We start from the raw sequence: 23,715 nt of genomic DNA on the forward strand, positions 1-23,715 counted from the left end.
CCTACCGCCGGGCGGCCCCCACCATCCTGAGCACGAGGTCGGCGTAGAGCGCGCCGACCTCGTCGGGGGTGCGCCGCCCCTGCTCGTTGAACCAGCGGGCCACGTCGATGCAGAGCGAGAGGATCGCGACGGTCGTGCCGGACACGTCCGGGACGTCGAACTCGCCGGAGGCCACGCCGTCCGCGATGATCTCGCGCACCGTGGCGTCGCTGCGCCGGCGCAGATCCACGATCTCCGGCCGGTGCTCCTCGCCGAGCGAGTCCAGCTCGTACTGGACGACGCGGGCCGTCATGTGGTGTCCCGCGTGCCAGCGCACGAAGGAGCGGACCGCCTCGGCGAGGCGCTCGGAGGCGGTGCCGTCCGCGTCGGCGGCGGAGCGCAGCACCTCCAGTGCCTTCTCGTGGCCGATGCGGCTGATGCGGAGGAGGAGCTCCTCCTTGGTCTTGTAGTGGATGTAGAGCGCGGCCGGGCTCATGCCGGCGCGGCTCGCGATGTCGCGGGTCGTCGTGGCGTGGTAGCCGCGCTCCGCGAAGGCCTCGACGGCGGCGACCAGGAGTCGCCGCGCCGCGTCCGGGGTGACCTCGTCCCACGGCATCCCGTCCGCGGCCTGGGTGTCGGCCCGCTCGTCGTGCGTCATCGCTGCGCTCGCTCCTCCCGTGGGGTGTGGAGGGCTCACCTTACCTGCCACGGTGAGCGAGCGCTTAGGCCCGGCGGGTCCCGATCAGACGACGGGCTTGAAGGGATCGTGCTCGGCGAGGATCTTGTCGAGGCGGGCCTGGTCGACGCGGCTGACCAGCTGGTCGGCCTCCTGCCGGTCCCTCACGACCTTGGCCAGGGTGAACGCCGAGGTCGTGAGGTACAGGACCGCGATGGCCAGGAAGGCCCGCACCCAGCCGCTCGCGTCGAGGCTGTAGATGCCGATGCCGGTCGCCCCGAGCGCGACGGCGAAGGACGCGACGGCCTGACCGTAGTAGGCGGTGGTGTTGCGCTGCTTGACCGTTGTCTCACTCATGCGGGACAGCATCGGGCGGATGTGGCTGCCGTCACATCCGCTCGGCTACCTAGGTACGTACTCAGAAGGCGGAGACCCCGGTGAGCGCGCGGCCGATGATGAGCTTCTGGATCTGGCTGGTGCCCTCGTACAGGGTCATGACGCGGGCGTCGCGCAGCAGCTTGCCGACCGGGTACTCGTCGATGTAGCCGTAGCCGCCGAAGACCTGGAGGGCGTTGTTGGCGCAGCGCACGGCGGCCTCGGACGCGTAGAGCTTCGCCTTGGAGGCGGCGGTCGCGAAGTCCTGGCCGCGGTCGATGAGATCGGCCACGCGCCAGGTGAGCAGCCGGGCCGCGTCGACGTCGACCGCGATGTCGCTGATCAGTTCCTGCACCAGCTGGTACGAGGCGATGGACTTGCCGAACTGCTCGCGCTCGCCCGCGTATCCGACGGCGGCGTCGAGGGCCGCCTGGGCGATGCCGACGCAGCCGGCGGCCACCGACATGCGGCCCTTGGCGAGCGCGGACATGGCGATCGAGAACCCCTTGCCCTCCTGGCCGAGCAGCGCGGAGGCGGGGACGCGGACGTCCTCCAGGACCAGTTCGGCGGTGGCCTGGCCGCGCAGGCCGAGCTTGCCGTGGATGGTGCGGCGGGTCAGGCCGGGGGTGTCGGTGGGGACGAGGAAGGCGCTGACGCCCTTGTGTCCGGGGGCGTCGGTGGAGCGGGCGAAGAGCAGGACGACGTCGGCCCAGGTGCCGTTCGTGATGAACATCTTGGAGCCGTTGATCACGAAGTCGTCGCCGTCGCGCACGGCCCGCGTCGTCAGGTTCCCCGCGTCGGAGCCGGTGCCGGGCTCGGTGAGGCCGAAGCAGCCGAGGGCCTCGCCCGCGGTGAGCCGGGGCAGCCAGGCCCGCTTCTGCTCCTCGGTACCGTAGGCCTGGAGGGTCTTGGAGACGAGGCCCAGGGAGACCGAGACGATGCCGCGCACCGAGGAGTCACCGCGGCCGAGCTCCTCCGTGACCAGGCAGTACGCGAGGTGGTCGCCGCCCGAGCCGCCGTACTCCTCATCGATGGTCAGGCCCAGGAAGCCGACCTCGCCGAGCTTCTTGACGATGCCGCGGTCGACCTCCTCGGCACGGTCCCAGGCCACGACGTTCGGCGCGATCTCGCGGTCGACGAAATCCTTGGCGAGCCGGCGCACGGCCGCCTGCTCCTCGCTCAGCTCCAGATCCACGGCCCGACTCCCAGGTGTCGCCAGCACCAATAAATTAGCACTGCTAGTTTTTCGCTGTCAGCCCTACTATGTGCCGCATGGCCCGACCGCGCAAGCCCCTGCTGAGCACCGACCGCATCGTCGACGCGGCCCGTGCCCTCGTCGACGCCGAGGGCCTCGCCGCCGTCTCGACCCGCCGGCTCGCCGCCGAGCTCGGGGTGAGCGGCCCGTCGCTCTACAACCACTTCCGCACGAAGGACCAGATCCTCGGGGCCGTCGCCGACTCGGTGAGCGCGCAGGTCGACCTGTCGATGTTCGACCCCGAGGACGAGCGGGACTGGCGGACGGCGCTGCACGACTGGGCAGTCTCCTACCGGGCCGCACTGCGCGAGCACCCGAACATCGTGCCGGTGATGGCGCAGGGCCCCGGCCGCCGTCCGGCCGGACTCCGGCTCGCCGACGCGGTGTTCGGCGCGATGGTCGACGCCGGGTGGCCGCCCGCGCAGGCGACCTCCATCGGCGCGCTGATGCGGTACTTCGTGATGGGCTCGGCGCTCGGCTCGTTCGCGGGCGGCTTCGTCGACGACGAGACGGCGTACGACCCGGCCGACTACCCGCACCTCGGCCAGGCCCATCTGCTCGCCGAGCGGCAGGAACAGGTCGACGAGCGGGCCTTCGAGACGGGGCTCGCGGCGCTGCTCGACGGTCTTGCCGTGCAGTACGCGCAGGTGGCGGCTACCACTCCCTGATATTGCGGCGACGGCCGAACCGTCGTGGGCCCATCCTTGGGTCATGGCTGCTTCCCAGGAACCCGGCGCCCCCCGACTCGCGGCGCTCGCCGCGCTGTTCGCCGACGAGACACGGGCCTCGTGCCTGCTCGCACTGCTCGACGGGCGGGCCTGGACGGCGGGCGAGCTCGCGCGGCACGCGGGCGTCGCCCCGTCCACCGCGAGCGAGCACCTCGGCCGGCTCGTCGCGGGCGGACTGCTCGCCGAGGAGCGTCAGGGCCGGCACCGGTACGTGCGGCTCGCCGACGCGCGGGTCGCCGAGCTGGTCGAGAGCCTCGCCGGGTACGCGGCGCCGGGCGGGGGCTCCCCGCGGGCCCGGTCGCTGCGGGCCGCTTCCGTACGGGACGCGCTGGCGCGCGGGCGGACCTGTTACGACCATCTCGCGGGGCGGCTCGGGGTGTCGGTGACCGAGGCGATGGCCGGGCGCGGGCTGCTGCGGGTCGACTCCGGGTTCGCGCTGACGGAGGCGGGGTTCGGGTGGTTCCGGTCGCTGGGCATCGCACTCGGGGGCGGCCGGCGGCCTCTCGTCCGGGGGTGCCTCGACTGGACCGAGCGGCGGCCTCATCTCGCGGGGGCGGCGGGGGCGGCGCTCTGTTCGCACGTGCTGGAATCCGGCTGGGCCGAGCGCATTGGTTCGGGGCGGGCGGTTCGGCTCACCGCCGCGGGAATCCGCGCCCTCCGCACCGAGATCGGCCTGCCCGCGCCGGAGTGAGGCCCGTTCTTCGTCTGCGGGCCGGTGGGGGCTGATCGCGCAGTTCCCCGCGCCCCTGGAAGGCATGCGGCTTCGCCGCGCCTTCCCCCGATGAAAGGCACCCCGCACCTTGATCGGGGAAATGCGACCCGAAGGGTCTGCATTTCAGGGGCGCGGGGAACTGCGCGACCAGCCCCCACCGGAGCCGCACTCGCCCACGCACCACCCACGAACAAAGGAGCCAGCCCCCCATGAGAACCCTGCGATCCGGGCCGGCGGCAGCCATGGTCACGGTCACCCTGTGGGCCTCCGCCTTCGTCGCCATCCGGAGCGCCGGCGCCCACTACTCCCCCGGCGCCCTCGCCCTGGGCCGGCTCCTGGCGGGCGCCGCCGTGCTGGGAGTCCTCTGCGCGGCCCGCCGAGAGGGCCTGCCCCCGCGGAGCGCCTGGCCGGGGATCGCCGTGTCGGGCGTGCTCTGGTTCGGGGTGTACATGGTCGTCCTCAACTGGGGCGAGCAGCAGGTGGACGCGGGCACGGCGGCGCTCGTCGTGAACATCGGCCCGATCCTCGTCGCGCTGCTCTCCTCCCGGTTCCTGGGCGACCCGCTGCCGCCCCGGCTGCTCGCGGGCATGGCGGTGTCGTTCGCGGGCGCCGTGGCCGTCGGCCTCTCCCTGTCCGGAGAGGGCCGCGCCTCCGTGCTCGGGGTCGGCCTGTGTCTGATCGCGGCGGTCGGCTACGCCTGCGGTGTCGTCGCGCAGAAGCCCGCCCTCGGCCACGCGAGCGCGCTGCAGGTGACGACGTTCGGCTGTCTGATCGGGGCGGTGGCGTGCCTGCCGTTCACCGGGCAGCTGGTGCACGACGCGGCCCGGGCGCCCGCCGAGGCCACGTTCGGGATGCTGTATCTGGGTGTGTTCCCGACCGCGCTGGCGTTCACGACCTGGGCGTACGCGCTGGCCCGGACGACCGCGAGCCGGATGGGCGCGACGACGTACGCGGTGCCCGCTCTCGTGGTGCTGATGTCGTGGGCCGCGCTCGACGAGGTGCCGGGTCCGGTGACGCTCGGCGGCGGCGTGCTGTGCCTGGCCGGCGTGGCGGTGGCGCGTTCTCGTCCCCGGAACGCGGTGAAATCGGCCCCCGCGCCCGCCACATCCCAGAAGTAGCTGTACAGTCCCTCCGCCCGGACTTGGGCAACATGGTCGTCACGCGGGAGCGGCACATGGCAGGCGTGGTGGACGCCGCAATTCACCCCGAATCGGGGCGTAGTTGGACTTCGGATTGCATGCAGTTCGCACTGCGGGTGCTGCGGGGACTGGGTCAGGTGACCTTCGTGCCGCGCGCGCTGACCGGCGCCCTGTTCGTCGTGGCGCTGTTCGCCGCCGGGTGGGAGTACGGGCTGTACGGGCTCGGCGGGGCGGTCGTCGGGACGGGGATCGCCGCCCTGCTCGGGGTGGAGCGGGAGCGGGTCACCCAGGGCCTCGAGGGCTTCAACTCCTGCCTGGTGGGCGTGAGCTGCGCCGTGTTCCTGCGCCCGGAGCGTCCCGCGACCGTGCTGGTCGCGCTGCTCGGGTGCGCCGTCGTGACCGTGGTGACCGCCGCGGCGGGGCGGGCCCTCGACACGTTCGGGCTCCCGGCGCTGACCCTGCCGTTCTGCGCGGTGGCGACCGCGGTGGCGCTGGCCGCGCCCGCGTTCCCCCGGGTGTGGACCGGGGGCGGGCTCGCCGCGCTGCCGGGCCCGGTGGAGTTCGGCGCGAAGGGTCCGGGCCCCGCCGAGCTGGCCCAGGGGTTCCTCGCGGGTTTCGGCCAGATCTTCCTGATGCCGCAGTGGTACGTGGGGGCGTTCGTGTTCGCGGGGCTGCTCGCCGCGGGGCCGCGGGTGGCCGGGGTCGCCGCGCTCGGCAACCTCGTGGGCATGGTGACGGCAGGGCTGCTGGGCACGCCGGCGGCGCAGCTCGCCGAGGGCACGTCCGGGTACAACGCGATCCTGGTGGCGCTCGCGCTCGGCGGGGTGTTCCTGGAGTTCGGGCCGCGGACGCTGATCTACGCGCTGGCGGGGGCCGCCGCCTCGACCGCGTTCGCCCCGGCGCTCGGGGCGCTCACCGCACCGGCCGGCGGGCACGCGCTGACCTGGCCGTTCGTGCTGACGACGCTGGCGTTCCTGGCCGGGGCGCGATCCTTCCCGACGCTGACCGAGCGTGGATCCGGGCCCGCCCCGGCGCAGGCGGACCCGGATCCACGACCGTGAGGTGAGCGGGGGTCAGGAGCGGTCCGCCGCCCGGCCCGCGAGGACCTTGATGGACGCCAGGGCGATCACGGCGAGCCCGATGATGTAGGCCGACACCGCGAGCGAGGTCCCGCTCGCCTCCAGGAGCAGCACCATCACGAACGGGGCCAGGCCGCCGCCGAGCACCGCCGCGATCTGGTAGCCCAGCGAGGCGCCGGTGTAGCGCATCTCGGGCGTGAACAGTTCGGCGAACAGGGCGGCCTGGGGCCCGTACATGATGCTGAGGAAGCAGCTCGTCACGAACGTGCCGACCGCGAGCCAGAGCAGTGAGCCGGTGTCGATCAGCAGGAACATCGGCACCGCCCACACCGCGAGCCCGGCCGCGCCCAGGGCGTAGATGCGGATGCGGCCGATCCGGTCGGACAGGGCCGCCGCCGCGGGGATCAGGACGAGCTGGGTGAGGCTGACACAGAGCGAGACGGTGAGGACGGCCTCGCGCTTCATGCCGAGCTCGCGGGTCGTGTAGTCGAGGACCCCGGTGATCAGGATGTAGAACGTCGCCGTGTTCACGGCGAACGAGCCGCCCGCGAGGAACACGGTGCCGAGGTGCCGGCGCAGCACCGTACGCAGCGGGGACTGCGCCGATGCCTTCGCCTTCTCGCCCTCGGCGAGCTTGCGCTCCGCCTCCTTGAACTCGGGGGTCTCCTCGACCCGGGTGTGGATGTAGAAGGCGAGGGCCAGGACCAGCAGGCCGACCAGGAACGGCACACGCCAGCCCCACGCGGCGAACGCCGCGTCGGAGGTGACGGCGCCCGCGACGAGGAACACCGTGTTGGCGGTGATCACGCCGATGGGCACGCCGAGCTGGACGAGGCTGCCGTACAGTCCGCGCTTGTTCTCGGGAGCGTACTCGGTGGCCATGAGCATGGCGCCGCCCCACTGCGCGCCGACCGCGATGCCCTGCACGACGCGCAGCAGGACCAGCAGGATCGGTGCGGCGACGCCGACGGTGTCGTACGTGGGGAGCAGGCCGATGCAGGTCGTGGAGAGGCCCATCAGCGTCAGGGCGAGGACCAGCATGGGCTTGCGGCCGCGCTTGTCGCCGAAGTGGCCGGCGATGATGCCGCCGATGGGGCGGGCGAGGAAGCCGACGGCGAACGTCGCGAAGGAGGCCAGTACGCCGGCGGTGGGGCTGCCGGAGGGGAAGTACAGGTCGCCGAGGACGAGGGCGGCGGCGATGCCGAAGACGAAGTAGTCGTACCACTCGACGGCGGAGGCGAGGGCGGCCGCCGTGGCGACCCTGCGCCGCTGGCGGTCGCGGCTCTTCTCGTCCGTCGTGGGGTGGGTGGTGCCGGGGCGAGCGGATGGGGCTGAGGCCATGCGGGCACACTCCGGTGGGTGCGGGGACGTTTGCGTTCTGGCGGGCGCCGCGCTTGCCCCGGGAACGTACTGACCGGACGGTATGGCGGTCAACGGGTTGGGCGGCGCCGATATTTTTCGACGCCGCCCGGTCGTACCGTCACGGGGCTCCGCCCCGGACCCCGCTGCTCAATCGCCGCAGGGGCTTGAATCGGTCAGAACACCACCAGCGCCCTGCCTCCCTTGCCCGCCAGCATGGTGTCGAAGGCCGTCGGGATGTCGTCCAGGGTGATGTGCTCCGTCACCAGCGCGCTCAGGTCCAGGCGGCCCGCGCGGACGTGCTCGGCGAGGACGGGCAGGTCCACGGCCGGGTCGCAGTTGCCGTAGACGCAGCCGGACAGGGTGCGGCCCCAGTGGAAGAGCTCCAGGGCGTTGAAGGTGACCTGCTGGTCCTTGCCGCCGATGCCGACGACGACGGTGCGGCCACCGCGCCGCGTCGACTCCCAGGCCGTACGGATGGTCACGGCGCGGCCCACGCACTCCACGGCCACGTCGACACCCTGCTTGCCGGTGAGGGCGCGGATCTCGCGGGCGGTGTGCTCGGAGGCCACGACGTAGTCGGTGGCGCCGGCGCGGCGGGCCAGCTCCTCCTTCTCCGGGGAGACGTCGACGGCGACGATCTTCGCGGCGCCCGCGATGCGCGCCGCCTGGAGCGTGGCGAGGCCGACGCCGCCGACGCCGTAGACCGCGACGGTCTCGCCCTCGCGGACGCGGGCGGCGTGGTGGACGGCACCGTAGCCGGTGAGGACGGCGCAGCCGAGCAGGGCGGCGTCGGTGAGCGGGACGCCGTCGGGGACGGGCAGGACGCAGCGGGCGGCGACGACGGTCTCCTCGGCGAACGCGGCGACGTTCAGACCGGGGTGCAGGTCGCTGCCGTCGGACGACCTCTGCGCGTACACGTCGCCCGCGCCGGTCAGCGCGTCGGCGCAGAGCCAGACCTCCCCGAGCGAGCAGGCGTGGCAGCGCCCGCACGAGGGCGCCCAGTTGAGGACGACGCCGTCGCCGGGGGCGACGTGGGTGACGCCCTCGCCGACGGAGACGACGGTGCCGGCGCCCTCGTGGCCGAGGACGGCGGGGACCGGCACGCGCATCGTGCCGTTGGTCAGGGACAGGTCGGAGTGGCAGACCCCGGCGGCGGCCAGCCTGACACGGACCTGGCCCGGTCCGGGTGCGGGCAGGTCGATGTCGGTGATCTCCAGCGGGGAGCCGACGGCGGGCAGTACAGCGGCGCGGACCATGGGATGTACGGCTCCTGGGGCTAGAACTGGAGGGACTTGGTCTGGAGGTACTCGCCGAGGCCGTGCGGGCCGAGCTCGCGGCCGACACCCGACTGCTTGTAACCGCCGAACGGGGCGAGCGGGTTGAAGCGGCCTCCGTTGATGTCGACCTGGCCGGTGTCCATGCGGCGGGCGAACGCCACGGCCTCCGCCTCGTCGCCGGCCCAGACGGCGCCCGCGAGACCGTAGACGGTGCCGTTGGCGATGCGCAGGGCGTCGTCCTCGTCCTCGTAGCGGACGATCGAGACGACGGGGCCGAAGATCTCCTCCTGGGCGATCGTCATCTCGGGGGTGACGTCGGCGAAGACGGTCGGCTCGACGAAGAAGCCCCGCTCGCGCTCGGTGTCCGGGCCTCCGGCGACGAGGCGCGCGCCCTCGGCGACGCCCTTCTCGATGTAGCCGCGCACGCGGGCCTGCTGCTTGGCGTTGACGAGCGGGCCGATGCGGTCCCCGTACTTGGCGGCGGCCGCCGCGGCGAGCTCGACGGCCTCGTCGTACTGATCGGTGTGGACGAGCATGCGGGTCCAGGCGCTGCACGTCTGGCCGGAGTTGCCCATCACGTTGGCGACGCCGACGCCCACGGCCTTGGCGAGGTCGGCGGAGGGCAGGATCACGTTCGCGGACTTGCCGCCGAGTTCGAGGGCGACGCGCTTGACGGCGGCGCCCGCGGTCGCGCCGATCTGCTTGCCGACGGCGGTGGATCCGGTGAAGGAGACCAGGTCCACGTCCGGGTGCTCGGCGAGCGCCTGGCCCGCGACCGGGCCGAGGCCGGTGACCAGGTTGAACACGCCCGCCGGTACGCCCGCCTCGTGCACCGCCTCCGCGAACAGCTGGGCGGTCAGCGGGGTGTCCTCGGCCGGCTTGAGCACGACCGTGCAGCCCGCGGCGAGCGCCGGGGCGACCTTCGCGACGATCTGGTGCAGCGGGTAGTTCCAGGGGGTGATCGCGCCGACGACACCGATCGGCTCGGCGTACACCGTGGAGTTGCCGATCTTCTCCTCGAAGGCGTACGTGGCGGCGAGCTCGGCGTACGAACCCGCGACCAGGATCGGGACGCCCGCGTGGACCGCCTGCGAGAACGCCAGGGGTGCGCCGAGCTCGGCGGTGACCGTCTCGGCGATCTCCTCCTTGCGGGCCACGAGCACATCGCGCAGGGCGCCGATGCGGGCCGCCCGTTCGGCGGGCGGGGTCGCGGCCCAGCCCGGGAGCGCGGCGCGGGCGGCGCGGACCGCCGTGTCGACGTCCTGCGCGGTGCCTGCCGGTACGTGGCCGATGACCTGCTCGTCGGCCGGATTGACGACCGCGATCGTCTCGCCGCTCGCGGCCTCCCGCCACGCACCGTCGATGTACATCCCCTCGTGGGCCTTCATGGCTCTCCTCCAGTACCGCGTAAGTCGTGCCGGTCGTCCTGCGCCCCAAACTAGCGGTGTTAGTTTTTGGGCGCCAGGGACCGTCCGGAGACCCCTGTCACGCGGTCGGGAATTCTTCGGTGACCGCCGCGACGGGGCGGCGCGCCCTCGGCCCGGCGGAGGGGACGGGCAATCCATCCGTCGCCGCGTTCGAGCGGGCCGATCCGGCCGGACTGCGGGTGCTGCGGTACGAGTTCGACGCGGCACGGGAGCCGGCGGAGGCGGCTGTCGCCGGGGGGCGAGGAGGGCGACGCGTGGTCGCCCTCGTAGGCGCCGGCCCGGGTTCGGATGCGTGACAGTGCGGCCGGGAGGGCCGGATCTCCGCTGGAGCGGTCGGTCGTTGCGGACCGGCAGGGGACCTCTTCGAGGTGCGCACCGCTCGCGCCGCGAGGCCCCCTTCCTCGCCGGGCCGACCGAACTCCTCGCCGGGCCGCGGGAGTCGGCCGTAAGGATCGCTGCCGCGGAGGCCGGGCGGGCGGTCGGGGCCGGGGAGCGGCTCACGGAGGTGGAGGCGCGGGTCGTCGCGGGTGCGGTGCGGCCGGATGGGATCACGGAGTGCGGGGGGGCGCGGGGCGGTTCGGGACGCCGCGCCAGAAAGCTCGCGGCTCCCCGTACTCCCCCGCTTCCCCGTACTCCCCTCCCGATACGGGGAGGGGGACGGGTCAGAGCTTCCGCTCGACGCCGGTGAGATGGGCGAAGACCACGATGTTGGCCGCGTACCCGGTCTTCCGGTCGTAGGCGCCACCGCAGGTGATCAGGCGCAGTTCGGGGCGCCGGGCGGCGCTGTAGACCTCCTGGTCCGGGAAGGCCGCCTTGGCGTACGTACGGACCCGGTCGACCGTGAAGACGGCGACGCGGCCGTCGGCGCGGGCGATCCGGACGGTGTTGCCGGTGTCGAGCGAGTCGAGATCGAGGAAGATCGCCGGGCCGGTGCGGGTGTCGCGGTGACCGACGACGACGGCGGTGCCGCGCTCGCCGGGGGCGACGCCGCCCGTGTACCAGCCGACGAGCCGGGGGTTGTCGACGGGCGGGGCGGCAAGGCTGCCGCCCGGCTTCAGGCCGAGGCCGACGACGGGTGCCTCGATGGTGATCGCGGGGACGGCGAGGGCGGTGGGGCGGGACCGGGCCAGGGGCGCGGGGGGCCGCGCGGGCTCCCCCGGAATCCTGGCCGCCTTCTGGTGCCCGGTCGCGCCGGACGTGTCCCGCGCTCGTGCGGCATTCGCCCCGTGCGCTCCGTTCGCCCCGTCGGTGCCGGACCCGGAAGCCGCGCGGGTGGCGAGGGCCGGGGCCGACGGCTCCTCGCCCCCGGACCACCAGACGACCCCGCCGACCAGCGTCAGGGTGACGGCCACCGTGCGGGCGAGCCTCAGGAGCCGGCGCTGCCGCCGGGTGGTGCGCCCGCGCCGGACGGCCCCGCGCGGACGGGCCGGGGCTCGTCCGCTCGGGGCCGCCGCACGCGGGGGGACCGAACTACGCTGCGCCATCGGCGCGGCGGCGGGAACGGCGGACGAGGATCAGACCCGCGGCGCCCGCGAGGCCCGCGGCGGCGGCGCCCATCGCGACCCCGGAGCCCGAGTCGCCGGCCGGCGCGCTGGTGTCCGCCACGCCGCCGCCACCGGCGCCGACCGGGCCGTGCGGTGGCTTGTGGCCGTGGCCGCCCGGTCCACCGCCGTTCGTTCCGCCGCCGCCCGGACAGTCGACCTGGAAGACCTTGTGCTTGCCCGCGCCCTGCTCGCCCGCGAAGGTCCAGTCGAGCTTGTACATCCCCTCGGGCAGCGAGAGGTTCGCGGTCCGCTTGTGCCCGTTGGCGTCCGTGGTGAGGGCGCCCTGGAGACTCGGCAGGTCGGCCTTGGGCGGCTGCGGGGCGATCGTCCAGGTCACCTTCTGCCCGGCGTCGAAGTTGAAGGCGTCGAGATAGAAGCGGCAGACCTTCGGGTCGTTGCGCTGGTCGAACTCCCCGGTGCTCGAGTCGTGGATCTTCACGTCACCGTTGTCGCCGGGGGCGGCGTACGCGGCGGGGGCGCCGGCGAGGGCGAGGGCGATGACGGAAGCGGACAGCAGGGGGCGGATCACCGAAGCGCTCATGCGTGGTTCCTTTAGTCGTGGATCCCGGATCTGACGGGCCGATAATCCGACTATTGGTACGCAACAGACGCGCCTGGCGGCACCGTGCCGCACCACCCTCCGACTTCCACCCGTCCGGCTCCATCGGGTGCGGGTGCGAATGCCGGTGCTGCCAAGGTGGCTGCCGCGCGCGGCCGTCGCTCGACTCACGCGCCGTCGTGGCTGAGCGCGCAGTTCCCCGCGCCCCTGAAATGCAGACCCTTCGGGTCGCATTTCCCCGATGAGGCGCAGCCTCATTAGGGGCGCGGGGAACTGCGCGACCGGCCACGACGCAGCCGCACCCGCCCCGCGACCGGCCCCGGCACACGCGGCCGCGCCCCCCGCACCCCCAAGCCGGAGGCAAGGAGCAGGAGACCGCCCAGCATCACGAAGGGCGCCGCCGTCCCGGCCACCCCCGCGACGAGCCCCGCGGAGGCCGGCGCCGCGACCTGCCCGAGCCGATTCCCGGTCAGGCGGAGCGCGAGCGCGGTGGAGCGGGCCTCGGGCGGGGCCGCCTGGACGACGGTGGTCATCGACAGCGGCTGGCCGACGCCGAGGCAGAAGCCCAGCAGGACCAGCATCACGCCGAGCGCCCAGACGGGCACGGGCAGCGCGATCCCCGCGCACAGCAGCGCGGCCAGCCCGCACGTGGAAGCGATGAGGACCGCGCGGCCGAGCCAGTCGATGAGCGGGGTCATGACGAGACGGCACGCGATGGTCGCGCCCGCGCGCAGGCTCAGCAGGACGCCGACGACGGACGGGGCGATGCCGCGGTGCTCGCCGACGACGGGCAGGTAGGCGGTGAGGATGTCGGTGGCCGACAGGACGGCGAGGCTGATGAAGATGCCGCCGGGGACGCCGCGGGTGCGCAGGATGCGGTGGACGGGGACCCGGGGCGCGCCGCCCGGTTCGCCCCGGCCCGCCGGCCCGGCAGCCGTGCGGGACTCGATGCGCCACAGGGAGGTGAGGGAGACGGCGCAGACGCCGGCCGAGACCAGCAGGGCGAGCGCGCTGGTGCCGGCCATGTCGGGCCCCCCGATCAGCGCGCCGGCCGCCATGGGGCCGATGAGCTGGCCGAGGGAGGCGCCGATGGTGAAGTGGCCGAAGTTGCGGTCCTGTTCGTCGGGCGCGGACTGCCGGGCCACGATCGACTGGGCGCCGATCACGAAGCAGAGATGTCCGAGGCCCATGACGCCGCTCCAGGCGGCCATGGACGCGAGGGACCCGGCGGTGCCGCTGAGGGCGCAGCCGCCCGCGATGAGCGCGACGCCGAAGGGAAGGAGCGGGGCGCAGCGCCCGTGGTCGGTGCGCCGGCCGAGCGGGACGGCGGCGAACAGCGGGAGCAGGGCGTAGACACCGGCGATGACGCCGACGGCGCGTTCGTCGGCGCCGAGCGCGAGGGCCCGGTAGGAGACGGCGGGCCGCGCCATCGACACCGCCGCCTGCGCGAAGCTGAAGGCGATGACGAGGCGGAGCAGCCACGCGCGTCCCTGACCGGGCCCTGCGGAGCGGTTCATCGGGTCACAGGATCCCGAAGAGGAGGCCGGCGGCGAGGACCACCAGGGCGGTCAGCGCGGCCCATTTCACGGTGAACTTGGTGTGGTCGCCGAACTCGACCTTGGCCATGCCGACGAGGACGTAGACGGCGGGCACCAGCGGACTCGACATGTGCAGCGGCTGGCCGACGAGCGAGGCGCGGGCGATCTCCAGGGAGGAGACGCCGTGCGCGGCGCCCGCCTCGGAGAGGACCGGCAGGATGCCGAAGTAGAAGCCGTCGTTCGACATGAAGTACGTGAACGGGATGGAGAGCACACCGGTGACGAGCGCCATGTGCGGGCCCATCCAGTCGGGGATGCCGCTGACGACCCACTTGGCCATGTGGTCGACCATGCCGGTGCCCTGGAGGACGCCGGTGAAGACGGCGGCGGCGAAGACCATGCCGGCGACGTTGAGGACGTTCTCGGCGTGGGCGCCGATGCGGGCCTTCTGGTCGGGCATGTGCGGGAAGTTCACGGTGAGCGCGAGCGCGGCGCCGAGCAGGAACAGCACCGGGATCGGCAGCCATTCCATGATCATGGCGGTGAGCAGGGTGACCGTGAGCAGCGCGTTGAACCAGTAGAGCTTGGGGCGCAGGGTGGCCCGGTTCGGGTCGAGGCCGGCGAAGGTCTCGCCCTCCTCGTTCTCGTACGAGGGGGCGCTGTGGTCGCCGCCGCCGGTGGCCTTCTTGTCGGAGCCCGCACCGGAACCGGCGCCGACCAGGACCTTCTCGTCGGCGGTCTCGGTGACCGTCTCGGTGACCTCGTCCAGGGAGAGGAAGCCGAGGCGCTTGCGCTCGCGGCGGCCGAGGACGTAGGCGAGGGCGAAGACGGCGACGAGGCCGACCGCGAGGGCCGGGATCATCGGCACGAAGATGTCGCTGGCGTCCAGCTTGAGGGCCGTGGCGGCGCGGGCGGTGGGGCCGCCCCAGGGCAGGGTGTTCATGACGCCGTTGGCGGTGGCCGCGACACCCGTCATCACGACGAGGCTCATCTTCAGGCGCTTGTACAGCGGGTACATCGCCGAGACGGTGATCATGAAGGTGGTGGAGCCGTCGCCGTCGAGGGAGACGATCGCGGCGAGCACGGCCGTACCGACGACGATCCGCACCGGGTCCGCCTTGGCGAACTTCAGGATGGCGCGCACGATCGGGTCGAAGAGGCCGACGTCGATCATGACGCCGAAGTAGACGATGGCGAACATGAGCATCGCCGCGGTGGGCGCCAGGTCGCCGATGCCGGCGATGACGTAGTCGCCGAGATGGGCGCCCTTGCCGACCAGCACACAGAACAGCGCGGGGATGAGCACGAGCGCCGCGATGGGCGACACCTTCTTCATCATGATCAGCACCAGGAAGGTGGCGATCATGACGAATCCGAGGATTGTCAGCATGGAGGAGGTCCCTAACGTTCGCCGTTGAACTGCCGTCTGCAGTGCCGTCCATCGGCCCGGACGGAGAGGCCGGACGGGGGAGGCGGTCAGCGAGACGTTAGGGGCCGTCATATGGGGTTAACAAGATGTTGACGCGTGAGCAATAAGCGCAAAACTCCAGGTCACAGCTTTGCGCGTGGTGTACGGGGGGTGCGCGGGCGGCGCGGGTCGAGGGATTCGGCGAGGTAGGCGTGCAGGAGCAGGCGGACCTCGGCGATGATCCGCTCGTCGCCCGCGGGGTCGATCCGGAAGGCGAGCCGCACGAGGGAGTCGGCGGTCTCGACGGCGACCAGGAACACGCGGCGCAGGTCGTCGTCGGGCTCGCGGTCCAGGTGCGGGGCGATCAGGTCGGTGAAGGTGCCGGCGACCCGGTGGTTGGGGTCGGAGGCCGGGTCGCCGACCGGGATCTGGGTGCCGAAGTCGACGAGCGAGAAGCCGGGCGCGGTGCGCTTCATGGCCACGTACTCGTCGAGGAAGGTGTCCATCGCGGCGCGCCAGTCGCCCTCCGTGATCCGGCCGAGCCGCTCGGTGACCCGCTGCGCGTAGTGCTCCAGGTTGCGCTGGGCGAGGGCGTCGACGAGGGCGCGCTTGTTGCTGAAGAAGCGGTAGACGGACCCGATGGGGACCTCGGCGCGCAGGGCGACGGCCCGCGTGCTCAGCTCCTCGTAGCCGCATTCGTCGAGGAGCCCGGCGCAGGCGTCGAGGATCCTGGTGAGCCGCTCGGCGCTGCGCCGCTGGACGGGGGTGCGGCGCAGGGAACGTGCCGACTGATCGCTGAAGGAAGGCGTCGTGGTCACGGGGTCCATCATGGCCCTTCGGGTACGGGGACCGTCGACTGCCTCCCGATCGGTCCCGGGGCGCGGCCGGTCTCAGGCGATGAGCAGGCCGAGGCCGCCGAGGGTGTACGCGATCATCAGCGCGAACAGGGGGAGCTGGCCGGTGACGGACTTCTCCGGGGGCAGCAGCCGGACGGCACGGTCGTGCGCGGCGACGACGCCGAGGACGTGTCCGGTGACGATGGCGAGGACCTGGAGCGCGGCGAGGCCGCCGGGTCCGAGGGGCGGTTCGGGCGGGACGGGGTGGTCGGCGCCGGCGGCCAGGGCGAGGGTGCGCGGTCCTTCGGTCGCGTAGAGCGTGAAGTAGTGGGCGACGAGGTAGCCGAGGGCGATCGGCACGAGGGCGTGGGCGAACGCGGCGCGGGGCGCCCGGCCCGCGCACAGCGCGTACAGGGCAGCGACGAGGGTGACGGCGCCGAGCAGGCCGAGGGTGGCGGTCGCGGTGGGGCCGAGGGAGGAGGTCTGCAGGCGGGTGATCCAGGACGGGGCGTCCGCGTAGCCGTCGTAGGCGGTGGAGCCGAGCATCACGCACACGGTGGCCACGAGCCCGGGGGCGGGCGGGGTGGCGTCGAGGCCGTGGAACGGGTTGCGCAGCGCGAGGCGTCCGTCGTCGCGCCGGCCGAACGGGGAGAGCCGGGCGAAGAGCGTCGAGTACGCCTCGAAGGCGTCGCCCTCGTCGAACCAGCGGGCGCCGAACCTCGCGGCGGCGGCGAGCTGGACGGCCGCGTAGGTGAGCAGGAAGGCGAGCAGGGCGGTGCGGGACGCGGGGTCGGGGGAGGCGAGTTCGAGCCAGGTGTAGGCGAAGAGGCCGAGGGCGGCGGGCCACATGCCGAGCCGGGGCGGGAGCGGGCGCCCGGCGTCGGGGTCGCGTCCGAGGGCCCGGCAGCCGGCGGCGTGCAGGGTGCGCAGGGGGTTGAGCAGCCGCCAGACGGGGCCGCACAGCAGCGAGGCGGGCACGAGACCGACCCAGAACAGGACGTGCACGGCGCCGGGGGCCGGGTTGCGTTCGGGGTCGTCGGGGCCGAGAAGGAGGGAGACGAGGACGAGGACGGCCGTGCCGAGGCCGAGCGCGCGCAGGGCGGTGCGCGTGGCGCGGGCGTCGGCGAGGCGCTGGACCGGGCGCGGCAGCGCGAGCCCGGACCGGTTCCCGCGGAACCGGGAGGCGGACCAGAGCAGGCCGAGCGCGAGGAAGGAGACGAACAGCGCGGCGAAGGCTCCCGCGTACGCGTAGAAGGGTGAGAGGGGCAGATCGTGCCGGGAGCCGATGCCGTGGGCGAGCGGGGCGGAAGAGCGGAGGGTCACCGCACGTCACCGGACCACGAGTTGGGTGAGGAGCAGGCCGGACTCGTGCGTCTCGACCTCGAACAGGCCGGTGCGGTCGAGGGTGAGGGTCAGCGTGGCCGCGCGGCCGGCCGGCAGGGTGACCTCCTTGTCGTAGCCGTGGACGTGGAGGGTGTCGGCGCGGTCGCTCGTGACCGAGAGACGGATGCGCTCGCCCTTCTTGAACTCCAGGCGGTCCGGCGGGGGTTGGACGTTCTTGCCGTCGACGGTGACGGTCACGGTGCGGTCCACCTTGCCGCCTGCGGAGGCCCCGGCATCGCCGTGCGCGTGCCCGCCCTCGCGTCCGGAGGACGTCACGTGGGCGGTCGACTCGACCGGTTCGCCGTCGACCGCCCAGACCGTGTGGTCGTCGGCGTAGAGGCGGGCGGTCAGCCGGTGGGTGCCCTTGGGGACGGCGGACTCGGGCAGGTGGAACCACTCGCCGTAGACGCGGGCGATCTTGCGGTCGTCGACGTACAGGTGCGCGTGGCCGCGCCCGGGCAGCGCTCCCCCGCCGACGCTGTCCGGGGTGAACCGGAAGTCGCTCACGTCGAGGTGGACGTTCCAGCCGTCGGCCGAGTCCGGCCGCACCTCCAGTTCGACCGACGGGGCGCCGTCCGCGTCGACCTGCCGGTAGCGGTGCCCGGACTCGTCCGTGCGGTCGAGCAGCCGTCCGGCCGAGCCGCTCGCCTCCTGGTGTCCGGTGCCGGGCTTGTGGTGGGTGGTGGGCCGCCCGCCGCACCCCGCCGCGACACCGACGACCAGCAGCACCACGACGACCGCACGCGCCAGCCGTCCGCTCACGCCCGCGCCGCCCCTCACGCCCGCACCTCCGTCAGGACCTCGGGGGTCTCCGGCCGGCCGGCGGCGTCCTGGCGGGAGGCCGCCACCACGGCCCACAGGACCCACACCACGCCGAGCAGTCCGCGGATCCAGGCGGGGCCGAGCGGGATCCACGGCAGCATCACCACCGCCTTGTCGAAGGCGTCGAGGAGGGTGAGGGCGCCCAGCGCCACGGTGACCCACCCGAACCACGGGCGTTCGCGCCGCAGGACGAGTCCGATGCCGGTCCACCACGCGCCGGTCAGTACCAGGGCGAGGGCGGGCAGGTAGCCGGACTGGAGTCCCATGGTCGATCCGGCGACATCGAGCGCGAGGCCGACGAGTCCCGCGGCGCACGCCACGGTCGCCCAGCGGTGTGTGCGCAGCCGGCGCCACCACAGCACCCCGCCGACCAGGGTCAGCACGACCGCGACGCCGAGCGCGAGCTGCACCTCGATGCGCTCGATGCCCCGCGCCCCGTACCAGTCGCAGCCGGCGGGCAGCCGCCGCGCCTGGACGTTGTAGTCGGCGCAGACCAGCAGCGCGGCCAGCTTGGTCGGTTCGCCGGCGAGCCGGTCGGAGCCGCCGGAGACGTCTCCGCGCTTCGTCCCGCAGGTGGGTAGTGCGCGCGGGGTGGAGGCGCCCGCGGAGCCCTGCCAGCAGTTGCCCCCGCCCTGGCCGTCCCACCACACGTCGGTGGCGTTGGGCCGCGATCGGCCCTGCTTGTCGACGCCGAGCTTGTTGCCCGCGTACCGGTTGTGGTGCGAGGTGTCCGTCTGCTTCGACCAGGCGGACTCGCCGCGGATGAACGCGGGGACGGCGCTCAGGAAGAAGGCGGCGCGGTCGTGCCCGTACACCCAGTTGTTCTCGTACCGGTTCCAGTTGCCGCCGGCGGTGATGATGCCGGTGCCGGGCGGCATGGAGATCTGGGGGCAGACCACACCGTCCTCGTAGCCGCGGTCGACGGGATCCTTGGCGCAGGTGCCGTCGGCGACGTACGGGTAGTAGTTCTGGTTGTTGTCGTGGATGTCGTTGCGCTCGAACCGGGCGTGGTTCTGCGGCAGTCCGGGGTGGCCGGGGAAGGCGGAGTCCATGGAGGCGCCGCCCATGTTGTGGTCGAACTCGTTGTCGTGCGCGTAGACGGAGTCTCCGGCGGTGCCGCTGTAGCCGACCATGTTGTGGTGGCTGCGGCAGCCGGCGATCTCGATGGAGTAGCGCGGGACGTCGTAGCCGCGGCCGTTGTTGATGTTCGAGGCGCTGCCCGGGTAGATGCCGGAGTCGCCGTTGCCGTAGGACTCGCAGTTCTTGTACAGCCCGTGGTCGCTGGCGAAGGTGAGGAAGCCGTACTCGTCGTTCCAGCGGGTCAGGACGTCGTCGATGACGAAGCCGTCGCCGGCCAGGACGTACAGCGAGTTGAAGGTGGTGCGCTGGGCGGTGAAGTTCCTGAAGTAGATCCCGTCGCTGCCGTCGGCGCGGATCGCGTTGAGCTTGGAGTACTTGGCGTCGATCACGACGTCGAGGCGGGACTGGCCGGTGCCTTCGATCTGCAGGTTCTTCTTGCCGAGGATCGCGACGAGGTTCTGATTGTGCGGGCAGCGCTTCTGCTGGGCGTAGGACAGGATCTGGTAGCCCAGCTGGGAGTTCCTGGCCTTGAGGCGGGTGCAGGCCCCGGTGGGCCTCGGCCGTGAGGGCTCCTCCTCGTACAGGCCGGGCAGGATCGCGATGTTCATGCCGGGCCGGTCGACGGCGTCCACCGCGGCCTGCAGGTGCCGGAAGCCCTTGTCCTGGCAGCGGGCGAAAAGGTCGAGGTTCTTCTTGCGCAGGGCGGCCGGGAAGCCGGCGACGCGGCGCTCGAAGTCCGCGCGGTCGTTCTTGCAGACGAGCAGGTCGGGCGGCCCGTCGCGGTGGACGGGCACGCTGCCCGACCCGTCGGGCAGCTTCACCGGCCGTTCCTCGTGCGCCTGGGCGACGGGGGTTGCGGCGAGTGCCGCGCAGAGCGCGACCAGGACGACAAGGAGCCTTCGGATCCACGGCATGGGCGCGAGAGTAGAGCACTGCTCATGTTTTGGGACCCCCTGCGGCAGGGCTTTCTCCCGTCCGCACGGAACGGCACCGTTGACGCGCCAGGGCCCGGAATCCTACGGTGATGCATAGGATTCCTTCAGGCACCGGGAGCGCCCACCTATGAACGGCATCGAGCAGGCGAGGAAGACGGCCCAGGAGCTCACGTATCTCACCGGCTTCGGCAACGAGCACGGCTCGGAGGCGGTGCCGGGAGCCCTGCCCGTCGGGCGCAACGCACCGCAGCGCGCCCCGCTCGGCCTGTACGCGGAGCAGTTGAGCGGCACGGCCTTCACCGAGCCCCGCGCGCACAACCGCCGCTCGTGGCTGTACCGGATCCGCCCCTCGGCGGCCCACCCCGAGTTCACGCGGACGGACAACGGGGCGGTGCGCACGGCCCCCTTCACCGAGACGGTCCCCGACCCCAACCGCCGCCGCTGGAACCCGCTCCCGGAGCCCGCCCCCGGCACGGACTGGCTCGCCGGCCTGTGGACCCTCGGCGGCAACGGCGACGCGACGCAGCGCACCGGCATGGCCGTGCACCTGTACCACGCGAACGCGCCGATGGATCGCGTGTTCAGCGACGCGGACGGCGAGCTGCTGATCGTGCCGGAGCACGGCGGACTGCTGCTGCGCACGGAGTTCGGGCTGCTCGCCGCCCGTCCCGGCGAGGTCGCGCTGATCCCGCGCGGGGTCCGCTTCCGCGTGGAGCTGCTCGACGAGAGGGCCCGCGGGTACGTCTGCGAGAACTACGGCGCGGCGTTCCAGCTCCCCGACCTCGGCCCGATCGGAGCCAACGGCCTCGCGAACGCACGGGACTTCAGGGCGCCGGTCGCCGCGTACGAGGAGGTCGCGGGCCCGGTCGAGGTGGTCAACAAGTTCTGCGGCAACCTCTGGACGGCCACGTACGACCACTCCCCCCTGGACGTCGTCGCCTGGCACGGCAACCACGTCCCGTACGTGTACGACCTGCGGCACTTCAACGTCATCGGGACGATCTCCTACGACCACCCGGACCCGTCGATCTTCACGGTGCTGACCTCGCCGTCGGACACCCCGGGGCTCGCGGGCGTCGACTTCGTGGTGTTCGCGCCGCGCTGGCTGGTGGGCGAGGACACGTTCCGCCCGCCGTACTTCCACCGGAACGTGATGAGCGAGTACATGGGGCTCATCGAGGGGGCGTACGACGCGAAGGCCGAAGGGTTCGTGCCCGGGGGCGGCTCGCTGCACAACATGATGTCGGCGCACGGCCCCGACCGGGAGACCTTCGACCGCGCCAGCGCCGCCGAGCTGAAGCCGCAGAAGATCGACGACGGCCTGGCCTTCATGTTCGAGACCCGCTGGCCGCTCACGGTCGCCGCGCAGGCGGCGGACGCGGCGCATCTGCAGCGCGGGTACGACGAGGTGTGGGCCGGGCTGGAGTCGAACTTCGGCCGCGGCTGAGTGGGGGGGGCTGCGCCCCCTCCATAGGGGAAGGCTGCGCGCAGCGCATGCCTTCAGGGGCGCGGGGAACTGCGCGACCAGCCACGACGGCGGGAGAGCCGAAGACCAGGCCACCAGGGGACCGACATTGCAAGACGGGCCCGCGACAGATACGGATAGCCCCGTGACGTCATTCGCCCCGGACTCGATCGTCCTGAACCGCAAGCTGCCGCTCTGGTATCAGGTGTCGCAGTCCTTGCGCGCCTCCATACTCGGCAGATCCCCCCAGGACCCGCTCCGCCTGCCCACCGAGGAACAGCTCGCGGCCCACTACGGAGTCTCCGTGCTCACGATGCGCCAGGCGCTGAAGGAGCTGGAGGACGAGGGCCTGATCACCCGGCACCGCCGCCGCGGCACGTTCATCGAACCGGCGGCGCGCCGCGGCGCCCCGGTCCGGCTGCTGGGCTCGGTGGACGCGATCGTGGCCCAGCAGTCGGGCATGACGACCCGCCTGCTCGACCACGACCGCTCCGCCCCGGTGCCCACCGCCCTCGCCGAGCACTTCCCCGGCGCCGAGCACGTGGCCGCGTACCACCGGCTGCGCTGCGACGAGAAGACGGGCGAGCCGACCAACCACGCCCGCAACTACCTGCGCCCCGACCTCGGCCCCCTGGTCGACCCGGCCGATCTGGAGCGCTGGCCGATGACGAAGGTGCTGCGGGACGTCGTGGGCGTGCGCATCAGCCGGATCACGGACTCGGTGGAGGCCCGCCTCGCCGACCCGGAGACGGCCCGGCTGCTGGAAGTGCCGCTGCTGAGCCCGATCCTGCACTACACGGGCATCACCTACGACGAAGCGGGAAGGGTCCTGGACGTCGCGGTGATCCATTACCGCGGCGACCGCTTCTCGTTCACGGTGACGCTGGACGCCGACTGAACGGCCATCGGGGGGACGTACCATGCCGGGCGTGACGAACGACGGGCTCTCGTACGCGATGCCGCTGGCGGACCTCATGCCGTGGTCCGTCGCGCCCCTGCGCCTGGGCCGCGGTTGGCCGGTCGCGCCGGACGCCGCGTCGCTGCGGGCCCGCTGGGAGCGGTTCGTCGGGGCCGGGGCGCAGGAGCGCGCGGCCCTGCTCGAACCGTCCCGGGCCCGGACCCTGCACTCCCCCGCCGCCCAACTGCCCGGTCAGCGCACGGGCACCGAGCCGCTGGCCCGCGCGGAGGGCCCGTGCCCGGAGCCGGTGCGGCTGCTGCACGGCCCGTTCGACGAGCAGTGGCTCATCCCCGACCAGCGGCTCCTGGACGCGGCGCGCCCCGAGTTGTGGCGCGTGGCCGGCGAGCGCCAGCTGTACCTCGTGGAGCAGGGCCACGTGCCGGACGCCGCCGGGCCCGCCGTGCTGGCGTCGGCCGTGCTGCCGGAGGGCCGCTCCCCGGCGGGCCGCCCGGGCCGCATCCGCCCGCTGTACCGCAGGCCCGACGGCACCGAGCCGAACGTGACGCCGGGCCTGCTCACGCATCTGTCCGGCACCTACGACCAGGAGGTGGGCGCCGAGGACCTGCTGGCCTGGGTGCTCGCCGTCGCGGTGCGGGAGGCGCGCGGGTGCCGGGTGCCGCTGACCACCGATCCTCAGCTGTGGGAACGCGGGGTCGTTCTGGGCCGGCGGCTGCTGTGGCTGGCCCGGCGCGGCGGCGGCGCCGAGCGGCCCAAGCTGCCCGGCGGGCGCCGCCCCTACGTCCGTTCCGCGCTGCCCGCCCGTCCCGGGGAGCTGGTGTACGAGCGCGAGGAGGAGGCCCTGGTCGTGGGCGCCGGGCGGATCTCGCCGGTGCCCGCCGCGGCCTGGGACTTCACGGTGGGCGGAGTGCGGGTGATCGAGCAGTGGTTCGCCCGGCGCACGGCCGCGGCCGAGCCGGGCACGCTCGCCGCGGTGCGCCCCTCGGCATGGCCGCAGGCGTGGACGTCCGAGCTGCTCGAACTCGTCACGGTGCTCACGCTTCAGGCCGAACTGGAGCCGCAGTGCGAGGAGTTGCGCGCGGAACTGGGCACCGAGCCGCTCACCGCGGACGAGCTGGTGCGGGCCCGCGTGCTGCCGGTGCCGGACGGTGCCCGCCGCCCCGCCTCGGTCCTGGACCATCAGGAAGAGGGCCCCGGCGGCCAGTTCGCCCTGCTGTGAC

22 protein-coding genes are annotated in these 23,715 nt (G+C 73.2%); 8 read left to right on the forward strand and 14 right to left on the reverse strand.

Annotation, left to right across the window (positions count from 1 at the left end):
• Position 1: 1 nt before the first annotated feature.
• The 3 genes from ACZ4E1_RS32145 to ACZ4E1_RS32155 all read right to left on the reverse strand — a co-directional run bounded on the left by ACZ4E1_RS32145 (position 2) and on the right by ACZ4E1_RS32155 (position 2,225).
• Positions 2 to 637: a TetR/AcrR family transcriptional regulator gene (locus ACZ4E1_RS32145; protein ID WP_467546146.1), complete on the reverse strand. Its 636-nt coding sequence runs from the start codon at positions 635 to 637 to the stop codon at positions 2 to 4.
• Between the two features lie 84 nt (positions 638 to 721).
• Positions 722 to 1,012: a YiaA/YiaB family inner membrane protein gene (locus tag ACZ4E1_RS32150; RefSeq protein WP_262928318.1), complete on the reverse strand. Its 291-nt coding sequence runs from the start codon at positions 1,010 to 1,012 to the stop codon at positions 722 to 724.
• Positions 1,013 to 1,073: 61 nt separating this feature from the next.
• Positions 1,074 to 2,225, reverse strand: coding sequence for an acyl-CoA dehydrogenase family protein (locus ACZ4E1_RS32155; RefSeq protein ID WP_467546149.1), 1,152 nt, complete (start codon positions 2,223 to 2,225; stop codon positions 1,074 to 1,076).
• Positions 2,226 to 2,302: 77 nt separating this feature from the next.
• Here ACZ4E1_RS32155 and ACZ4E1_RS32160 point away from each other — a divergent pair, with 77 nt between their 5' ends.
• The 4 genes from ACZ4E1_RS32160 (at position 2,303) to ACZ4E1_RS32175 (ending at position 5,925) form a co-directional block, all read left to right on the forward strand.
• On the forward strand, positions 2,303 to 2,953 hold the full coding sequence (locus tag ACZ4E1_RS32160) for a TetR/AcrR family transcriptional regulator (protein WP_467546151.1): 651 nt from the start codon (positions 2,303 to 2,305) through the stop codon (positions 2,951 to 2,953).
• 43 nt (positions 2,954 to 2,996) lie between these two features.
• Positions 2,997 to 3,704 (forward strand): ArsR/SmtB family transcription factor, encoded by a 708-nt coding sequence (locus ACZ4E1_RS32165; protein ID WP_467546153.1) that lies wholly within the window; start codon positions 2,997 to 2,999, stop codon positions 3,702 to 3,704.
• Positions 3,705 to 3,934: 230 nt separating this feature from the next.
• Positions 3,935 to 4,843, forward strand: coding sequence for a DMT family transporter (locus ACZ4E1_RS32170; RefSeq protein WP_467546155.1), 909 nt, complete (start codon positions 3,935 to 3,937; stop codon positions 4,841 to 4,843).
• A gap of 119 nt (positions 4,844 to 4,962) precedes the next feature.
• Complete coding sequence (locus ACZ4E1_RS32175; protein WP_467546157.1) at positions 4,963 to 5,925, forward strand: urea transporter; 963 nt, start codon at positions 4,963 to 4,965, stop codon at positions 5,923 to 5,925.
• A gap of 12 nt (positions 5,926 to 5,937) precedes the next feature.
• On the opposite strand, the gene ACZ4E1_RS32180 is transcribed toward ACZ4E1_RS32175, so the two are convergent.
• From ACZ4E1_RS32180 to ACZ4E1_RS32190, 3 genes are all read right to left on the reverse strand, one after another.
• Positions 5,938 to 7,284, reverse strand: a complete 1,347-nt coding sequence (locus tag ACZ4E1_RS32180) for an MFS transporter (RefSeq protein ID WP_467546159.1) — start codon at positions 7,282 to 7,284, stop codon at positions 5,938 to 5,940.
• A gap of 194 nt (positions 7,285 to 7,478) precedes the next feature.
• Positions 7,479 to 8,561 (reverse strand): Zn-dependent alcohol dehydrogenase, encoded by a 1,083-nt coding sequence (locus ACZ4E1_RS32185; protein WP_467546161.1) that lies wholly within the window; start codon positions 8,559 to 8,561, stop codon positions 7,479 to 7,481.
• Between the two features lie 20 nt (positions 8,562 to 8,581).
• Positions 8,582 to 9,970, reverse strand: coding sequence for an aldehyde dehydrogenase family protein (locus ACZ4E1_RS32190; protein ID WP_467546163.1), 1,389 nt, complete (start codon positions 9,968 to 9,970; stop codon positions 8,582 to 8,584).
• Between the two features lie 119 nt (positions 9,971 to 10,089).
• On the opposite strand from ACZ4E1_RS32190, the gene ACZ4E1_RS32195 reads away from it, so the two are divergent.
• Positions 10,090 to 10,305, forward strand: coding sequence for a hypothetical protein (locus ACZ4E1_RS32195; protein WP_467546165.1), 216 nt, complete (start codon positions 10,090 to 10,092; stop codon positions 10,303 to 10,305).
• A gap of 366 nt (positions 10,306 to 10,671) precedes the next feature.
• Here ACZ4E1_RS32195 and ACZ4E1_RS32200 read toward each other — a convergent pair whose 3' ends face one another.
• From ACZ4E1_RS32200 to ACZ4E1_RS32235, 8 genes are all read right to left on the reverse strand, one after another.
• A complete protein-coding gene (locus ACZ4E1_RS32200) occupies positions 10,672 to 11,361 on the reverse strand; it encodes a class F sortase (protein ID WP_467546167.1) in 690 nt (229 codons plus the stop codon).
• 118 nt (positions 11,362 to 11,479) lie between these two features.
• Positions 11,480 to 12,094 (reverse strand): hypothetical protein, encoded by a 615-nt coding sequence (locus ACZ4E1_RS32205; protein WP_467546169.1) that lies wholly within the window; start codon positions 12,092 to 12,094, stop codon positions 11,480 to 11,482.
• Positions 12,095 to 12,369: 275 nt separating this feature from the next.
• Positions 12,370 to 13,629, reverse strand: coding sequence for an MFS transporter (locus ACZ4E1_RS32210; protein WP_467546171.1), 1,260 nt, complete (start codon positions 13,627 to 13,629; stop codon positions 12,370 to 12,372).
• Positions 13,630 to 13,633: 4 nt separating this feature from the next.
• Positions 13,634 to 15,040 carry a CitMHS family transporter gene (locus ACZ4E1_RS32215; RefSeq protein ID WP_467546173.1) on the reverse strand — a complete coding sequence of 469 codons (1,407 nt, stop codon included), beginning with the start codon at positions 15,038 to 15,040 and terminating at the stop codon, positions 13,634 to 13,636.
• Positions 15,041 to 15,201: 161 nt separating this feature from the next.
• Entirely contained in the window at positions 15,202 to 15,885 is a 684-nt protein-coding gene (locus ACZ4E1_RS32220; RefSeq protein ID WP_467546339.1) for a TetR/AcrR family transcriptional regulator, read from the reverse strand.
• A 63-nt stretch (positions 15,886 to 15,948) separates the two neighbouring features.
• The gene (locus ACZ4E1_RS32225) at positions 15,949 to 17,217 is read right to left on the reverse strand and encodes a hypothetical protein (protein ID WP_467546175.1); all 1,269 of its coding nucleotides are present in this window, start codon (positions 17,215 to 17,217) and stop codon (positions 15,949 to 15,951) included.
• A gap of 6 nt (positions 17,218 to 17,223) precedes the next feature.
• Entirely contained in the window at positions 17,224 to 18,039 is an 816-nt protein-coding gene (locus ACZ4E1_RS32230) for a cupredoxin domain-containing protein (RefSeq protein WP_467546177.1), read from the reverse strand.
• Between the two features lie 14 nt (positions 18,040 to 18,053).
• Positions 18,054 to 20,093, reverse strand: coding sequence for a right-handed parallel beta-helix repeat-containing protein (locus ACZ4E1_RS32235; RefSeq protein ID WP_467546178.1), 2,040 nt, complete (start codon positions 20,091 to 20,093; stop codon positions 18,054 to 18,056).
• Between the two features lie 148 nt (positions 20,094 to 20,241).
• Here ACZ4E1_RS32235 and hmgA point away from each other — a divergent pair, with 148 nt between their 5' ends.
• The 3 genes from hmgA (at position 20,242) to ACZ4E1_RS32250 (ending at position 23,714) form a co-directional block, all read left to right on the forward strand.
• Positions 20,242 to 21,561, forward strand: a complete 1,320-nt coding sequence (gene hmgA / locus ACZ4E1_RS32240) for a homogentisate 1,2-dioxygenase (RefSeq protein WP_467546180.1) — start codon at positions 20,242 to 20,244, stop codon at positions 21,559 to 21,561.
• A gap of 163 nt (positions 21,562 to 21,724) precedes the next feature.
• On the forward strand, positions 21,725 to 22,477 hold the full coding sequence (locus ACZ4E1_RS32245; protein WP_188339794.1) for a GntR family transcriptional regulator: 753 nt from the start codon (positions 21,725 to 21,727) through the stop codon (positions 22,475 to 22,477).
• A gap of 22 nt (positions 22,478 to 22,499) precedes the next feature.
• On the forward strand, positions 22,500 to 23,714 hold the full coding sequence (locus ACZ4E1_RS32250; protein ID WP_467546182.1) for a type ISP restriction/modification enzyme: 1,215 nt from the start codon (positions 22,500 to 22,502) through the stop codon (positions 23,712 to 23,714).
• Position 23,715 lies beyond the last annotated feature (1 nt).

This window comes from Streptomyces sp. NPDC025806 (genome assembly GCF_055558275.1).

Coding starts and splice junctions, on each gene's coding strand:
- ACZ4E1_RS32145 (WP_467546146.1), bottom strand. CDS start 637: ATGACGCACGACGAGCGGGCCGACACCCAGGCCGCGGACGGGATGCCG.
- ACZ4E1_RS32150 (WP_262928318.1), bottom strand. CDS start 1,012: ATGAGTGAGACAACGGTCAAGCAGCGCAACACCACCGCCTACTACGGT.
- ACZ4E1_RS32160 (WP_467546151.1), top strand. CDS start 2,303: ATGGCCCGACCGCGCAAGCCCCTGCTGAGCACCGACCGCATCGTCGAC.
- ACZ4E1_RS32165 (WP_467546153.1), top strand. CDS start 2,997: ATGGCTGCTTCCCAGGAACCCGGCGCCCCCCGACTCGCGGCGCTCGCC.
- ACZ4E1_RS32170 (WP_467546155.1), top strand. CDS start 3,935: ATGAGAACCCTGCGATCCGGGCCGGCGGCAGCCATGGTCACGGTCACC.
- ACZ4E1_RS32175 (WP_467546157.1), top strand. CDS start 4,963: ATGCAGTTCGCACTGCGGGTGCTGCGGGGACTGGGTCAGGTGACCTTC.
- ACZ4E1_RS32180 (WP_467546159.1), bottom strand. CDS start 7,284: ATGGCCTCAGCCCCATCCGCTCGCCCCGGCACCACCCACCCCACGACG.
- ACZ4E1_RS32185 (WP_467546161.1), bottom strand. CDS start 8,561: ATGGTCCGCGCCGCTGTACTGCCCGCCGTCGGCTCCCCGCTGGAGATC.
- ACZ4E1_RS32190 (WP_467546163.1), bottom strand. CDS start 9,970: ATGAAGGCCCACGAGGGGATGTACATCGACGGTGCGTGGCGGGAGGCC.
- ACZ4E1_RS32205 (WP_467546169.1), bottom strand. CDS start 12,094: ATGAGCGCTTCGGTGATCCGCCCCCTGCTGTCCGCTTCCGTCATCGCC.
- ACZ4E1_RS32210 (WP_467546171.1), bottom strand. CDS start 13,629: ATGAACCGCTCCGCAGGGCCCGGTCAGGGACGCGCGTGGCTGCTCCGC.
- ACZ4E1_RS32215 (WP_467546173.1), bottom strand. CDS start 15,040: ATGCTGACAATCCTCGGATTCGTCATGATCGCCACCTTCCTGGTGCTG.
- ACZ4E1_RS32220 (WP_467546339.1), bottom strand. CDS start 15,885: ATGGACCCCGTGACCACGACGCCTTCCTTCAGCGATCAGTCGGCACGT.
- ACZ4E1_RS32235 (WP_467546178.1), bottom strand. CDS start 20,093: ATGCCGTGGATCCGAAGGCTCCTTGTCGTCCTGGTCGCGCTCTGCGCG.
- hmgA (WP_467546180.1), top strand. CDS start 20,242: ATGAACGGCATCGAGCAGGCGAGGAAGACGGCCCAGGAGCTCACGTAT.
- ACZ4E1_RS32250 (WP_467546182.1), top strand. CDS start 22,500: ATGCCGGGCGTGACGAACGACGGGCTCTCGTACGCGATGCCGCTGGCG.